Raw genomic sequence first — 15,139 nt, 5'->3', positions numbered from 1 at the left:
GGGCTGGCGTCGTGGTCATGGCGTGGCCTTCGCTGGGCCGGCGTGAGGTGGATGGGGGCGGGCCGGCGTGGGTGAAGATATCGCCTGTGGCGCGGTCGCGGGTCAAGGCGCCACAAACGCGCGCGGCCGCACATGTGTCGCGCGGCGCAAGAACTCCAGCCACGCGATCGCTGCCAGCAGCATGCCGGCGCTGGCGAGCAGCAGGGGGGCGTTGGGCAGGGCCAGGCCCATCACGCCGCGGAAAAAGGGCACGCCGATCACGATGACGAGCATCGCCGTCACGGCGCCGAACATCCGCCGCAGCCAGGGGTTCTTCGCCGGATGGCGGGCCAGCATGGGGTGGGACAAGTCGCGGTTGGCCAGCGTCAGCAGGAACAGTCCCATGATCAGCGCGATGAACACGGCGCTGCGGCTCTGCGCGGCGTCCATTCCCTGGCCGGGCAGCAGTCCGTAGCCGAGCAGCAGGATGCCGGCGAAGCCCAGTCCCTGGATCACGGCGAAGCGCAGGTTGGCCGCGGCGAACGGGGAGTCGGACGCTGCGCGCGGTGGCCGGCGCATGATGTCGTCGTCGGCCGGCTCGGCTTCGAACACGATCGAGCAGGCCGGGTCGATCAGGAGTTCCAGCAGCACGATGTGCACCGGCATCAGCAGCACCGGCCAGTGCAGCAGGGTGGGCACCAGCGCCAGCGCGATGATCGGCATGTGCACCGCGAACACGAAGCGGGTGGCCTTGGTGATGTTGTCGTAGATGCGCCGGCCCTGGCGGATCGCGCTGACGATGCTGGCGAAGCTGTCGTCCAGCAGCACCAGCGCGGCGGCCTCGCGCGCCACGTCGGTGCCGCGCTCGCCCATCGCGATGCCGACGTCGGCGGCCTTCAGCGCGGGCGCGTCGTTGACGCCGTCGCCGGTCATCGCCACCACTTCGCCGCCTTCGCGCAGCAATTGCACCAGGCGCAGTTTCTGCTCGGGCTTGAGTCGCGCGCAGAGGTCGACGCGACGCAGCCGTTCACGCAGCGCGACGTCGTCCAGCGCGGCCATTTCCGCACCGGTGATCACCTCGGCGCGCTCGCTCAAGCCCACCTCGCGGGCAATCGCCCGTGCGGTGGCGGGGTGGTCGCCGGTCATCATGATGATGCGGATGCCGGCGCTGCGGCATTCGGCGATCGCCGCCGGCACTTCCGGGCGTGGCGGGTCGACGAAGCCGAGCAGGCCGAGGAAGCGGAAGTCGAAATCGTGCTGGCTGCGCGGCCACGCCTCGCCCTGCCATTCGCCGCGGGCCACGCCGAGCACACGCAGGCCGCGCTCGGCCAGCGATTCGACCTGGCGCAGGATCGCGGCAGCGGCATCCGCGTCCAGGTGGCACAGGTCGATCACCGCTTCGGGCGCGCCCTTGGTGGCCAGCAGGTGCGCATCGCGGGCATCGCCGCGGAACACGTGGGTCATCGCCAGGATTTCCGGCGACAGCGCGTATTCGAATTCCGGCGCCCATTCGGCGTGCACGTGTTCGGTGTTGGTGAGCCAGCGCAGGCCGAACTGCTGGATCGCCTTTTCCATCGGGTCGAACGGGTCGGCCGGCGTGGCCAGCATGGCGAACTCGACCAGAGCGTGGAACGGCTCGGGCAATGCGTCGGCGCCGGCGTCACGGAAGGTGTCGCCGATCAGGTCCAGCTCGGCCACCTGCATGCGGTTCTGCGTCAGCGTGCCGGTCTTGTCCACCGCCAGCACCGAGATCGCGCCCAGCGCCTCCACCGCCGGCACCCGCCGGGTCAGCACCTTGTGCTTCGAAATGCGCCATGCGCCCAGCGCGAGGAACACGGTGAGGATCACCGGGATCTCTTCCGGCAGGATCGCCATGGTCAGCGCAATGCCGGCCAGCACGCTCTCCAGCAGGCCGTGGCTGTCCCACAGCCAGCCGAGCAGCGTGTACGTCGTGGCCAGCAGCAGGCCGCCGATGGTGAGGTTGCGGATCAGCCGGCGCGATGCACGCTGCAAGCCGGACACCGGTTCGGCCGTGTCGACCAGCGCCTGGCCGATGCGACCGACCGCGGTGGCGCCGGCGATGGCGCGGACCTCGGCGACGCCCACGCCCTTGGTCGCCACGGTGCTGGCAAACAACTGGCCGGTGTCTTCGCCGGGAAGCTTGGTGACCGGCACCGCCTCGCCGGTGAGCAGCGATTCGTTGACGTCGAGATGCCCGTCCAGCAACACCGCATCCGCGGCGACGCGGTCGCCCTCGTGCAGCACCAGCAAGTCGCCGACCACCACTTCGCGGCCGGGAATGCGCACTTCCTCGCCGCCGCGGATCACCAGCGCGCGCGGCGCGGACAGCTCGCGCAGCGATTCCAGCGCGCGCTGGGTCTTGCGCTCCTGCGCCAGCGTGATGCCGATCACCACGAACACGAAGGACAGCAGGAACGCCGCCTCGGCGCGGTCGCCCAGTGCCAGGTAGAGTCCGCCGGCGACCAGCAGCATCAGGAACATCGGTTCGGTCAGCACGCCGCCCACGATCGCGAACATGCTGCGCGGCGTGTTGCCCGGCAGCAGGTTCGGGCCGTCCGCGGCCAGCCGGCGAGCCGCCTCGGCCGGGCCGAGGCCGTGGCGCGCCGGTGCCTCGGCCTTGTCGTTCATGCCGCGGTCTGCCGGCCGTTGCTCAACGGCAGACCAGTACCGGCACGTCGCCGTTCAGGATGACCTTGTGCGTCTCGCTGCCGAGCAGCAGCCGGTCGAAGCCGCGCCAGCCGTGCGAGGCCATCACTATCAGGTCGCACTGCTGCTTGCGCGCGGCGCCGACGATGGCCGCGTAGGGCCGCGCGTCGGTCTCGTGGCTGCTCTCGCAGGGAACTCCGGCGGCCTGCGCGCGCTGGCTCACGTCGGCCAGGTACTTCTCGGCGTTGGCGATGGCCTCGCTGGTATAGGTCGGCTCGTTGGCCTGGATGATCTCCGCGAAGTAGATGGAAGCGGGGAACGGTGCGATCACGTGGAAGGCGTACACGCTGGCGCCCAGCCGGGCGGCCAGCTCGATGCCGGTGTCGACGGCGCGCAGGGACAGTTCGGAACCGTCGACGGGCAGCAGGATATGTTTGAACATGGGGAACTCCTCAAATGCTCTGGGTAATCAGCGGCAGGTATAGCCGCCATCGATGACCAGCTCGCTGCCGGTCACGAACTTCGACTCGTCGGAGGCAAGATAGACCACGCCCCAGGCGATATCGTCCGGGTCGCCCATGTGGCCCAGCGGATGCAGCGCGCCGACCTCGCGACGGTGTTGTTCGGGGTCACCGCCCATGGACGCGACGTGCTGCTCGACCATCGGCGTCCAGATGAAGCCGGGATGGATCGAATTCACCCGGATGCGATCGGCGGCGTACAGCAGCGCGTCGGTCTTGCTCATCAGGCGGACCGCCCCCTTGGACGCATGGTACGGCGGCACGTCGGGCGCGCCGACCAGGCCATAGATCGACGACAGGTTGATGATGCTGCCACCACCGGCTGCGCGCAGCGGCGCGATCGCGTGCTTGGTACCGAAGAACACGCCCTTCACGTTGACCGCCTGCACCCGATCCCATTCGGCCTCGGTGAGTTCGTGCGTCGGCTTGTTCGGACCGGCGATGCCGGCATTGTTGACGAGGATGTCCAGCCGTCCGAACGCGGCGACGGTGGCGGTGATCGCCGCCGCGACATCGGCTTCCAACGAGACGTCGGCAGGGAAGAAGCGGGTGTCTTCACCGAGCTCCGCCACCAGCTGCCGACCCGGCCCGTCGGGCAGGTCGACGACGGCTACCCGGGCGCCTGCCGCCACCATGCGGCGCACGCAGGCGGCGCCGATGCCCACGGCGCCGCCAGTCACCAGCGCCACTTTTCCGCTCAACCTGCCCATGGCCATGTCTCCTCCGGGAGACTCAGCATGTGCCTGTCGGCGTGGCCAGGTGTTGATCGGGATCAACTGGACATGCTGCCGCCGCGTCAACCTCGCCGAGGCGGGTCATCTCAGCTGGGCGCAAGTGGCGGCCTGGGTGGAGTTGGCCGGGGCGCCGCGGACGCGGCCCGCATTGGAAACCACCACGGTGAGAGCATCGCCGGCATGCGCAGGTTGGCAGAACAGCAAGGTGATGTTGCTGCCACCGGCGGTGCCGTCCGGGTGAAATCGCACGATGTGCCGACCGTTGCTGCTCTGGATGATCAGCTTTCCGCGATGACTGTTGCCGACATCCAGCGGATGTCCATCGGGCTGATCGTCGCCGTTGCGGTCGTGCGCCACCAGCCAGCCGCTTTCCCAGCGGATGGCACTGCTGCAGCTGCCGCCGTCCACGCTGGGACAGAACAGCGCGCGTCGGCCGCTCATCACGGCCGCCTGGCGCGTGCGCTGCAGGGCGCTGATGAAATCCATCTGGGCAACCCGCAATTCGTTGCGGCCGAGCATGCGATGCAGGGAAGGCGTGGCCACGCTGGCCAGGATGCCGATGATGGCGAGCACCATTATCTGCTCGATCAGGGTGAAACCGGTTTGCCCGTGCCCTGGCCTGCGTTTCCCGGATATTGTCACGGCGTCGCCTCCTGCGTGGACCGGACGTCCATGCTATGGCGCAGGTGTTTCCCCTCCAGTGGCCGGGCAGCCTTTGGTCCGTCGGCTTCTGGTGACACTCCCTGTCAGCAGGCCCGATTTAAAATGGCGTACCGCGCCCACATCTGTAGCCGATGACTGATCGTTTCCAACTCGCCGCCCCCTACCAGCCCGCCGGCGACCAGCCGCAGGCCATCACCCGCCTGGCCGAGGGTTTCGAGGCCGGCTTGGCCGCGCAGACCCTGCTCGGCGTCACCGGCTCGGGCAAGACCTACACCATCGCCAACGTGATCGAACGCGTGCAGCGGCCGACCATCGTGATGGCGCCGAACAAGACGCTGGCGGCGCAGTTGTACGGCGAGTTCAGGGAATTCTTTCCGCACAACGCGGTGGAGTACTTCGTCAGCTATTACGATTACTACCAGCCGGAAGCCTACGTGGTGGCGTCGGACACCTTCATCGAGAAGGATGCCTCGATCAACGAGCACATCGAGCAAATGCGGCTGTCGGCGACCAAGGCGTTGCTGTCGCGGCGCGACTCGATCATCGTGGCCACCGTGTCGGCGATCTACGGCCTGGGCAATCCGGAGGACTACCTGTCACTGCGCCTGATCCTGGCCACCGGCGAACGCATCGACCAGCGCAAGCTGATCCACCAGCTGACCGAGCTGCAGTACACCCGCAACGAGACGGAGCTGCGCCGCGGCACCTACCGCGTGCGCGGCGAGATCATCGACGTGTTCCCGGCCGAATCGGAAACCGAGGCGCTGCGTATCGAGCTGTTCGACGGCGAAGTGGAAAAGATGGCGCTGTTCGACCCGCTGACCGGCGAGACGATCCGCAAGGTGCAGCGCTACACCGTCTATCCCCGCACCCATTACGCCAGCACCCGCGAGAGCGTGCTCAACGCGATCGAGACGATCAAGCTCGAGCTGAAGGATCGGCTGGAATATCTCTACCGGGAAAACAAGCTGGTCGAGGCGCAACGGCTGGAGCAGCGCACCCGCTTCGACCTGGAGATGATGGCCGAGGTCGGCTACTGCCAGGGCATCGAGAACTACTCGCGCCACCTCACTCGCCGCGCGCCGGGGGAGCCGCCGCCCACGCTGTTCGACTACCTGCCGGCCGACGGTCTGCTGGTGGTCGACGAGTCCCACGTCACCGTGCCGCAGCTGGGCGCGATGTACAAGGGTGACCGCTCGCGCAAGGAAACCCTGGTCGAGTTCGGCTTCCGGCTGCCATCGGCGATGGACAACCGGCCGCTGCGTTTCGAGGAATGGGAGGAGCGCGTGCCGCGGACGATCTATGTTTCCGCCACGCCGCGCGACTACGAGCTGCTGAAATCCGGCGATGCGGTAACCGAGCTGGTGGTGCGCCCGACCGGCCTGGTCGATCCCGAAGTGGAGGTGCGCCCGGTGCGCACCCAGGTCGACGACCTGCTCAGCGAGGCGCACAAGCGCATCGCCATGGGCGACCGCGTGCTGGTCACCACGCTGACCAAGCGCATGGCCGAGAATCTCACCGAATACCTGTCCGAACACGACGTGAAGGTGCGCTACCTGCACTCGGACATCGAGACGGTCGAGCGCAGCGAGATCATCCGCGACCTGCGGCTGGGCGAGTTTGACGTGCTGGTCGGGATCAACCTGCTGCGCGAAGGCCTGGACATGCCCGAGGTGTCGCTGGTGGCGGTACTCGACGCCGACAAGGAAGGGTTCCTGCGCTCCACCGGCTCACTGATCCAGACCATCGGCCGTGCCGCCCGCAACGTGCGGGGCAAGGCGATACTGTATGCCGACAACGTCACCCGCTCGATGCAGGCCGCGATGGATGAAACCGCCCGCCGTCGCGAAAAGCAGCTGGCGTACAACGAAGCGCACGGGATAACGCCAAAGACCGTGGTGCGGCGCATCGCCGACATCATGGAAGGGGCGCGCAGCGATGCCGGCAACCGCCGTGGCGGCAAGTCATCGTCCCGCAGTCAGGGCGCCGTGGCGGAGCAGGCCGCCGATTACGCAGGCATGAGCTCACAGCAGGCTTCGGCACTGCTGAAAAAGCTGGAGACGCAGATGTACAAGCACGCGCAGAACCTGGAATTCGAGGATGCCGCCCGTTTGCGCGACCAGATCCATCAATTGCGCGAGCAGTCGCTGCGTTGAGCCGGGAAACCCGTCGCCGGCGGGATATTGTCGATCGCCTTCGGCTCCCGTATACTGCGCGGCTCGCGTCGTCAGTCAGGCGCGATACGGGCGGTTAGCTCAGCGGTAGAGCACTACCTTGACATGGTAGGGGTCACAAGTTCGATCCTTGTACCGCCCACCAATTGAAATTCAGAAGCGGCGCGATCCCCAGGGTCGCGCCGCTTCTGTTTTGCGGCCTCGGAACCGGCATTCCGGCCATTCGCGGAATGGCGGACGAAGCGAGCGGGTACCGCCGGAAGCCGCGGGCGGCGGCGTCGGAATTACGGATTCGGCCCGATGCGGAATTCGCTGCGGATCACCTCCCGAACGGTGGTGCCGATGCACGGCTGAAACAGGAGTTGGCAGCCATGGTACCCCGACGTCGAACTGGCCGAGCCACCGATTTTCCCGCAATGGGCAGTTCGGTGAACCGGACGGCCGGCCGCGCCGCGTTTGACCCGGGCTGGCCGGCTCCCGTCCCCGTGCCTCGATCACCGGGACGGGGCAAAGACCTACAGAATCTTGCGTCCTGCGATGCTTCTCAAACACACGATGCAACAGCAATTGTCGTGTCGCGGCGATCGCCCGGCATGGGCCGGTTGTTAGTTTGTTGTCATAACCGTCGACGGGCTCAAATTCAGCTTGCAGACAGGCGATTGCGGATGTACGTTATCCGGCGAACCAGTCTGGTTCAGGATGGAAGCGGAGCGCAGAAACCTGCCGTTCCGCGATAGCAGATTCAGGGGCCTCCGGGTATCACGGACTGTGCTGACCAGTGCAGCATTTCGGTGACGATGGTTGTACGGGGGCTGCAAGACACTTCATTGCTGCGATTCGGCAGCTGGCGCGTTCGTCCGGATGAGGCGGGCCTTGCCATGAGGTGGAAAGATCCAGGGCGGGGCAGGCAAGGAGCCCCGTCGAGCCTGTCCGACGCATGGAATGAAGGGGGTGGACGATCACGCTTGCGAACCATCTGGTGATATCGGGTCTGATCCGGAGGCAGTGCCGCGATCCCCGCTGTGCGCCCCATGGGCGCCGGAGCCTGCGGTTTGCAGTGTTTCGAAATTGCGCAATTCCAATTGATGCAATGTCCGGCTGATCGAACCGGCCCGGCTGTGCAGCGCATGTGCGCTACCAGCTTTCGGGGTGTCGGGCAGCGGCAATGAGGGGCATCAATGCAAATCCCGGCAGTTCTCCGTCGCGGTCATCTCGCGATGCAGGAACGTCGGCCCACCGATATAGGGTTTTTTGCGGCAGGCGCACATTGGTGCCGCACCGAATTGATCGTTCCGTTCGAACTGCAAGAGCATTTACCGGGAGACAAGGCATGGCCAAGCAAAGCAGTCAGAAGTTCATCGCGCGCAACCGTGCGCCGCGCGTGCAGATCGAATACGACGTCGAGGTCTACGGCGCGCAGAAGAAGGTCCAGGTTCCGTTCGTGATGGGCGTGATGTCGGATCTCTCCGGTGCCAACGCTGGCGAACTGCCCTCGATCGAGGATCGCAAGGCGCTGGAGATCGATGTCGACAACTTCGACAACCGGTTGCAGTCGATGAAGCCCCGGGTGACGTTTGCCGTTCCCAACACGCTGACCGGCGAAGGCAATCTCGCGGTCGACATCACGTTCGAGAGCATGGACGACTTTTCGCCGGCGGCGGTGGCCCGCAAGGTGGGCGCCGTAGCCAAGTTGCTCGAAGCGCGTACCCAGCTTGCCAACCTCGACACCTACATGGACGGCAAGGCCGGCGCGGAGAATCTGATCGCCCAGGCACTGAAGGACCCGGCGCTGCTGCAGTCGCTGGCTTCAGCGCCGAAGCCGTCCGACGACAACAACAAAGACGGGGAGTAAGCACGCATGGCAACCGAGAAACTAGCCGAACAGGGTGGCGCCACCGAGACTCTGGACGCCGGCGATTTTGCTGCGCTGCTGAACAAGGAATTCAAGCCCAAGAGCGACCGCGCCAAGGAAGAAGTGGAATCGGCTGTTCGCACCCTGGCCGAACAGGTGTTGAGCCGTTCCGACATCGTTTCGGACGACGTTGCGCAGACCATCAACGCCTACATCGCCGAGATTGACCGCAAGCTCAGCGAGCAGATCAACCTGATCATGCACCACGCCGATTTCCAGAAGCTGGAGAGCGCGTGGCGCGGCCTGCATCACCTGGTCAACAACACCGAAACGGATCAGCAGCTGAAGATCCGCGTGTTGAACATCTCCAAGAAGGATCTGGCCAAGACCCTGAAGCGCTACAAGGGCACGGCCTGGGATCAGAGCCCGATCTTCAAGAAGATGTACGAGGAAGAGTACGGCCAGCTCGGTGGTGAACCCTACGGCTGCCTGGTGGGTGACTACTATTTCGACCACAGCCCGCCCGACGTCGAGCTGCTGAGCGGTATCGCACAGGTCGCGGCGGCGGCGCATGCACCGTTCATTTCCGCAGCGGCATCCACGCTGATGGGCATGGACAGCTGGAACGAGTTGGCCAATCCGCGTGATCTGGCCAAGGTGTTTTCCACTCCGGACTACGCCGCATGGCGTTCGCTGCGTGAGTCGGATGACGCCAAGTACATCGGTCTGACCATGCCGCGCACGCTCGCGCGCCTCCCGTATGGCTCCAAGACCGATCCGGTCGAGGAGTTCAATTTCGAAGAGGACACCAGTGGCGCCGACTCTTCCAAGTACACCTGGCAGAACGCGGCCTACTCGATGGCGGTGAACATCAACCGTTCGTTCAAGGAATACGGCTGGTGCTCGCGTATCCGCGGCATCGAGTCCGGTGGTGCGGTGGAAGGTCTGCCGGCGCACACGTTCCCCACCGACGACGGTGGCGTGGACATGAAGTGCCCGACCGAAATCGCCATCACCGACCGTCGTTCGGCCGAGCTGGACAAGATGGGCATGATGCCGCTGGTTCACCGGAAGAACTCGGACATGGCGGCATTCATCAGCGCGCAGTCGCTGGCCAAGCCGGACGAGTACGACGATCCGGACGCGACCGCGAACGCGGCCCTCGGCGCACGTCTGCCGTACATGTTCGCCTGCTGCCGCTTCGCGCATTACCTGAAGTGCATCGTCCGGGACAAGATCGGCTCGTTCAAGGATCGTGATGCGATGGAGCGGTGGCTGGGGTCCTGGATCGGCCAGTACGTCGACGGTGACCCGGCCAACTCCAGCGAGGAAACCAAGGCGCGCAAGCCTCTGTCCGCGGCGGAAGTCATCGTGGAAGAAGTGGAGGGCGCACCGGGTTTCTACACCTCGAAGTTCTTCCTCAAGCCGCATTACCAGCTGGAGGGTTTGACGGTGTCCTTGCGGCTGGTTTCCCGCCTGCCGTCTGCGGCAAAGAGCTGACGCTCCTGCCAGATGTTCGTTTCATGAAGTGGTTGCACGCAACATCGCCGGATCGTTGGTGAAGAGTAGAAGGCCAATCCGGTTCAATTGACCAAAACTGACAAGGAGAATTCTCATGGCATTAGACATGCATCTGGAGTTGAAGGGCGGTTCGGTCACCTTTACCGGTGAGTCGAAGCACAAGAAGCACGCTGGCAAGATTCAGCTCCTGGCCTGGTCGTGGGGCATGTCGCAGAGTGGCTCGTTCGGCCATGGCAGCGGCGGCGGCGCCGGCAAGGCCAACGTCCAGGACATCAGCATCACGAAGTATGTGGACAAGAGCTCGACGCAGTTCATGAAGGCCCTGACCACCGGCGCCCATTCCGATTCGGCGATCCTTTATGTGTCCAAGGCCGGCGGCACGCAGGATGACTACCTGAAAGTCACGCTCACCAGCGTGATGGTCACCAGCTACAGCACCGGTGGCTCGGGTGGTGAGGACATGCTGACCGAGAACATCTCGCTCGCGTTTGCCAAGTTCGAAGTCGCCTATTCCACCCAGGACGACAAGGGCAAGGTCAGCGAAGCCGGTACGGTCGCGTACAGCGTCGAAGAAGTCGCTTAAACCGCGCGGTGCTCCCCGGCTTCCAGCCGGGGTTGAACCCCGGGGCCTTCGTTCTGGTCGTCCCGTGAATGCACGCGCAGGCATGATCGAAGATCGTGCCTCGCGTGATTTTCCGGGCGTCGTGCGCGAGCGGCTCCGGGGCCAAGCATGGACAACGGGCCTGTCTGTGGACATGTCCACAGATACGCTTCCGAGAATGACATGACGCCCGAGAGCAAGCTCAAAGATGGTCGGCCTGACGAGGCACTGCAACTGCTCACTGCAGAAGTACGCAACAACCCGGCAGACGCCAAGCGCCGGGTTTTTTTATTCCAGTTGCTGGCCCTGCTCGGACAATGGGAGCGGGCACAGAACCAGTTGAACGTCTGCGGTGAGCTCGATCCGCTCAACGCCATGATGGTGGGCGCGTACTCCGAGGCACTGCGCGGCGAGCTGGTGCGCGCCGAGGTCTTTGCCGGCAAGCGCATGCCGGTGATCATCGGAGAACCGGAGCAATGGCTGGCGCTGCTGCTCCAGGCGCTCAAGCTGGGCGCCGAAGGACAGCATGAGCAGGCCGCCGCCCTGCGTGAACAGGCTTTCGAGCAGGCGCCGGCAGTGGCCGGAAACATTGATGGAAATGCGTTCGAATGGATCGCCGACGCGGACCCGCGCATCGGTCCCTGTCTGGAGATCATCGTCAACGGTGGCTATTCCTGGGTGCCGTTCTCGCGCCTGAGCGAGCTGAAGTTCGAGGCGCCAAGCGACCTGCGCGACAAGATCTGGGTGCCGACCCAGGTCACCTGGAGCAATGGCGGAAAGGCGATCGGCTTCATTCCGGGGCGCTATGCGGGCAGCGAGCTCACCGGGGATCCTGACCTCGTGCTCGGCCGCCGAACCGACTGGATCGAGCAGGGCGAAGGACTGCACGTGGGCCTGGGCCAGCGCATGCTGGCTACCGATGCAGCAGAGTATTCGCTCTTCGACGCGCGCTTGATCGCGTTCGGCGCCGCCTGAGCCGGGATGCATTGCCATGGCTGAATTGACCACCCAGGAACGACTTCAGCCATCGCTGCTCGATCGCCTTACCGACGACGAACCGGGCAAGCTGGAAGAGAGCCGCGAGAAGCGGGTCATTTCGGCCACGCGGCTGCGTGACTGCGTCACGCGGGACATGTCGTGGCTGCTGAACTGCGTGAGCATGGATGCCGACAACGACCTGTCCGAATATCCCGAGGTGGCGCGCTCGGTACTCAATTTCGGCATCCCGGACCTGACCGGCATGGCCTTGTCCGGAATCAATCCGGACGTGCTGCAGCGCCAGGTCAGGGATGCGATTCTCGCCTTTGAGCCCCGGCTCACGGCCAACACGCTTCGGGTCACGGCCACGGCCATGTCCAAGCGCATGGATCGGCAGGCACTGGTCTTCAATATCGACTCGGAAATGTGGGCGCAGCCGATCCCGCTGAATCTCTACCTGAAGACGGAAGTCGATCTGGAGACGGGCAACTTCAAGGTAACGGAAGGCTTCGGCTGATTGACCATGGACCCACGACTGCTGCGGTACTACAACCGGGAACTGCAACACGTCCGCGAGATGGGCGGCGAGTTTGCGCGCGAATACCCGAAGATTGCCGGACGCCTTGGCCTGGAAGGCTTCGAGTGCGCCGACCCATATGTGGAGCGTCTGCTCGAGGGTTTCGCCTTCCTCGCCGCGCGCGTGCAGCTCAAGCTGGACGCGCAATACCCGGTGTTCACCCAGCATCTGCTGGAAATGATCTACCCGCATTACCTGGCGCCCGTGCCGTCCATGGCCGTGGTCCAGATGCAGCCGGATCTGAAAGAAAGCGGCTTGCTCGCCGGTCATACGGTGGCGCGGCACACCGCGCTGCGCAGCCTTGCCGGCAAGGATGACCGCACGACGTGCGAGTATCGCACTGCGCACGACGTCACCCTGTGGCCGCTGGAACTGATCGAGGCGAAGTATTTCGAGACGCCGGCGGCCATCGCCGCGGCGGGCGTGGCCCTGCCCGCAGGCAAGACGGTGCGTGCCGGCCTTCGGCTCAAGCTTCGCGTCACGGCCGGCGCCCAGGCCAACATGTTGGCGCTGGACAAACTGCCGGTATTCATCGCCGGCGCCGACGAGTTGCCCAAGCGTCTCTACGAGCAACTGCTTGGCAATGCGGTCTGTTACATGGTGCGAGCCATGGGGGCCAGTGGCGAGATCAGCCAGACACATGACGCCAGCGCCATCCATCGGCGTGGTTTCGACGATGACGAGGCGCTCATTCCGTACAGTGGCCGATCCTTCAGCGGCTACCGGCTGCTGCAGGAATATTTTGCCTGTCCCGAGCGCTTCCTGTTCGCCGAATTCACCGGGCTGAAGTCGTTGCTGAGCCGCTCCAGGGGCAACGAGTTCGAGATCGTCGTGCTGTTCGACCGCAGCGTGGCAAGCCTGCACAACGCGATCGACCTGAACAACTTCCGTCTGTTCTGCACGCCCGCGATCAACCTGTTTCCCCGCCGGGCCGACCGCATCCATCTGCAGCAGGGCAAGAGCGAGTACCACATCCTGGCCGACCGTACGCGGCCGATGGATTTCGAGATCCACAGCATCGGCAACGTCGAGGGCTTCGGCGACCGGCAGGAACCTGAGCAGCGCTTCCTGCCCTTCTATGGTTGCGACGAACGCACCTGGCACAGCCAGCATTCGGCCTATTACACGATACGCCGCGAGCCGCGGCTGGTGTCCTCGCGGCAGAAGCGCCAGGGTGCGCGTTCCAGCTACATCGGCAACGAGATGTTCATCGCGCTGGTCGACTCCAGCGAGGCGCCGTACTCGACCGAGCTGCGCCAGATCGGCATGCAGCTGATGTGCACCAACCGCGATCTGCCGCTGCAGATGCCGGTGGGCAAGTCCAAGACCGACTTCACGCTGGAGACCGGTGCGCCTGTCGAATCCATCCGTTGTGTTGCCGGCCCCACCAAGCCACGAGCGCCGGTGGCCACGGGCGAAACGGCGTGGCGGCTGCTCAGCCACCTTCAGCTGAATTACGTATCGCTGCTGGAGAACAACGCCGGCGAAGGCGCCTCGGCCTTGCGCGAGATGCTGACGCTCTACTGCGACGAGTTCGACTCCAGTGCGCTGCGGCAGGTCGAAGGTGTGAAGGCCGTGAGTTCGCAGCCCATCGTGCGGCGCATTCCGGTACCGGGTCCGATCACTTTCGGCCGTGGCCTGGAGATCACGCTTACCTGTGACGACGGCGCCTTCGAGGGCACCGGCGCCTTCCTCCTGGGCGCGGTGATGCAGCAGTTCTTTGCGCGCTACGTGTCCATCAATTCCTTCACTGAAACAGTCCTGCGTACTTTGGAACGCAATGAGGTCGCTCGATGGCCGGCTCGGCTCGGAACACGGCAGACGTTGTAGCGCTGGAGAACGCGCTGCGCGATCGTCCGGAGGACTTCGAGTTTTTCGAAGCGATCCGGCGGCTTGAGTGTGCCCATCCCGAACGGCCGAGACTTGGACATTCCGCCAAGGCTGCCGAGGACTTCGTGCGTCTGTGCCAGACGCCGTCGCTGGCGTTTGCGCCCAGGACAGTTGATCGCTACCAGCCGGGTGGCGGTGGCCGGCCGGCGCGCATGCATGGCCTCTTTTTCGGCCTGTTCGGCCCGAATGCGCCGTTGCCGCTGCATCTGACCGAATATGCGATGGACCGCGAGCTGAACTCGCGGGATCGCACATTCTCCGCGTTCGCGGACATCTTCCATCACCGGATGATGAGCCTGTTCTATCGCACCTGGGCCGACTCGCAGCCCACCGTGCATCTGGATCGACCGGATGAAGACCGGTTCCGCCTGTACATGGGCGCCCTGGTCGGCCTGGCCACGCCCAATCTCGAGGGGCGCGACGCGCTGCCGGACCAGTTCAAGCGCTTCTTCGCCGGGCGGTTGCTGCAGCAGGCACGCAATGCCGAAGGGTTGAAGGGCCTGCTCGAACGTTTCTTCCGCATCCCGGTGGGGATTGTCGAGTTTGTCGCCGAGTGGATGCGTCTGCCACCGGAGTCCCACCTGCGCCTTGGTGCCTCCGGCGAGGTGGCGGCGCTGGGACTGACCACGGTCACTGGCCAGTACGTATGGGGCAGTCAGCAGCGGTTCCGCCTGCGGTTGGGGCCGCTGAGCCGAGCCGAGTTCAACAATTTCCTGCCGGGGGGCGAGGCGCTGAAACAGCTCGTGGCCGCGGTGAAGACCTATGTCGGTGAAGAAAAGGCCTGGGATGTGCAACTGGTCCTCAAAAGGGACGAGGTGCCTGCCACCCGGTTGGGGCAGGGTGGCCGCATGGGGCTGACGACATGGATGGGGCAGGTGTACCGGGACGATGACGCCGATCAGGTCGTCCTGAAGCCGGTGGGCTGACCAGACAGGGCGAAGGCAGCTCGTTGCACGATCGCGCCGCCTGAACGGCGCGCGCA

12 protein-coding genes and 1 tRNA gene are annotated in these 15,139 nt (G+C 65.1%); 9 read left to right on the top strand and 4 right to left on the bottom strand.

Going from position 1 to position 15,139, the window contains the following annotated elements; translation table 11 throughout:
- Positions 1 to 102: 102 nt before the first annotated feature.
- The 4 genes from ABNK63_RS12005 to ABNK63_RS11990 form a co-directional block, all read right to left on the bottom strand.
- Entirely contained in the window at positions 103 to 2,628 is a 2,526-nt protein-coding gene (locus ABNK63_RS12005) for a cation-translocating P-type ATPase (protein ID WP_350015751.1), read from the bottom strand.
- Between the two features lie 22 nt (positions 2,629 to 2,650).
- On the bottom strand, positions 2,651 to 3,088 hold the full coding sequence (locus ABNK63_RS12000; RefSeq protein ID WP_007807826.1) for a universal stress protein: 438 nt from the start codon (positions 3,086 to 3,088) through the stop codon (positions 2,651 to 2,653).
- A gap of 27 nt (positions 3,089 to 3,115) precedes the next feature.
- A complete protein-coding gene (locus ABNK63_RS11995; protein WP_007807827.1) occupies positions 3,116 to 3,877 on the bottom strand; it encodes a glucose 1-dehydrogenase in 762 nt (253 codons plus the stop codon).
- 105 nt (positions 3,878 to 3,982) lie between these two features.
- On the bottom strand, positions 3,983 to 4,477 hold the full coding sequence (locus tag ABNK63_RS11990) for a GspH/FimT family pseudopilin (protein ID WP_350015750.1): 495 nt from the start codon (positions 4,475 to 4,477) through the stop codon (positions 3,983 to 3,985).
- Between the two features lie 218 nt (positions 4,478 to 4,695).
- On the opposite strand from ABNK63_RS11990, the gene uvrB reads away from it, so the two are divergent.
- The 9 genes from uvrB (at position 4,696) to tssG (ending at position 15,083) form a co-directional block, all read left to right on the top strand.
- Positions 4,696 to 6,720 carry an excinuclease ABC subunit UvrB gene (gene uvrB, locus ABNK63_RS11985; protein WP_007807829.1) on the top strand — a complete coding sequence of 675 codons (2,025 nt, stop codon included), beginning with the start codon at positions 4,696 to 4,698 and terminating at the stop codon, positions 6,718 to 6,720.
- Positions 6,721 to 6,808: 88 nt separating this feature from the next.
- Positions 6,809 to 6,883: transfer RNA gene (locus ABNK63_RS11980), tRNA-Val, on the top strand.
- A gap of 1,185 nt (positions 6,884 to 8,068) precedes the next feature.
- Positions 8,069 to 8,590, top strand: a complete 522-nt coding sequence (gene tssB / locus ABNK63_RS11975) for a type VI secretion system contractile sheath small subunit (protein ID WP_007807831.1) — start codon at positions 8,069 to 8,071, stop codon at positions 8,588 to 8,590.
- A gap of 6 nt (positions 8,591 to 8,596) precedes the next feature.
- Positions 8,597 to 10,090: a type VI secretion system contractile sheath large subunit gene (gene tssC, locus ABNK63_RS11970; RefSeq protein WP_007807833.1), complete on the top strand. Its 1,494-nt coding sequence runs from the start codon at positions 8,597 to 8,599 to the stop codon at positions 10,088 to 10,090.
- Between the two features lie 115 nt (positions 10,091 to 10,205).
- A complete protein-coding gene (locus tag ABNK63_RS11965) occupies positions 10,206 to 10,694 on the top strand; it encodes a type VI secretion system tube protein Hcp (protein WP_040673222.1) in 489 nt (162 codons plus the stop codon).
- 201 nt (positions 10,695 to 10,895) lie between these two features.
- The gene (locus ABNK63_RS11960) at positions 10,896 to 11,687 is read left to right on the top strand and encodes a type VI secretion system accessory protein TagJ (RefSeq protein WP_007807838.1); all 792 of its coding nucleotides are present in this window, start codon (positions 10,896 to 10,898) and stop codon (positions 11,685 to 11,687) included.
- A gap of 16 nt (positions 11,688 to 11,703) precedes the next feature.
- On the top strand, positions 11,704 to 12,207 hold the full coding sequence (gene tssE / locus ABNK63_RS11955; protein WP_007807840.1) for a type VI secretion system baseplate subunit TssE: 504 nt from the start codon (positions 11,704 to 11,706) through the stop codon (positions 12,205 to 12,207).
- Between the two features lie 6 nt (positions 12,208 to 12,213).
- Positions 12,214 to 14,097 carry a type VI secretion system baseplate subunit TssF gene (tssF, locus tag ABNK63_RS11950; protein ID WP_350015749.1) on the top strand — a complete coding sequence of 628 codons (1,884 nt, stop codon included), beginning with the start codon at positions 12,214 to 12,216 and terminating at the stop codon, positions 14,095 to 14,097.
- Positions 14,061 to 15,083, top strand: coding sequence for a type VI secretion system baseplate subunit TssG (gene tssG / locus ABNK63_RS11945; protein ID WP_007807843.1), 1,023 nt, complete (start codon positions 14,061 to 14,063; stop codon positions 15,081 to 15,083). The genes tssF and tssG overlap by 37 nt, the downstream gene beginning before the upstream one ends.
- Positions 15,084 to 15,139 lie beyond the last annotated feature (56 nt).

The organism is Rhodanobacter sp. IGA1.0 (assembly GCF_040208325.1).
GTDB lineage: Bacteria > Pseudomonadota > Gammaproteobacteria > Xanthomonadales > Rhodanobacteraceae > Rhodanobacter > Rhodanobacter spathiphylli.
Note: the sequence above shows the minus strand (reverse complement) of the source record. Positions and strands in the feature narration are given on the sequence as shown.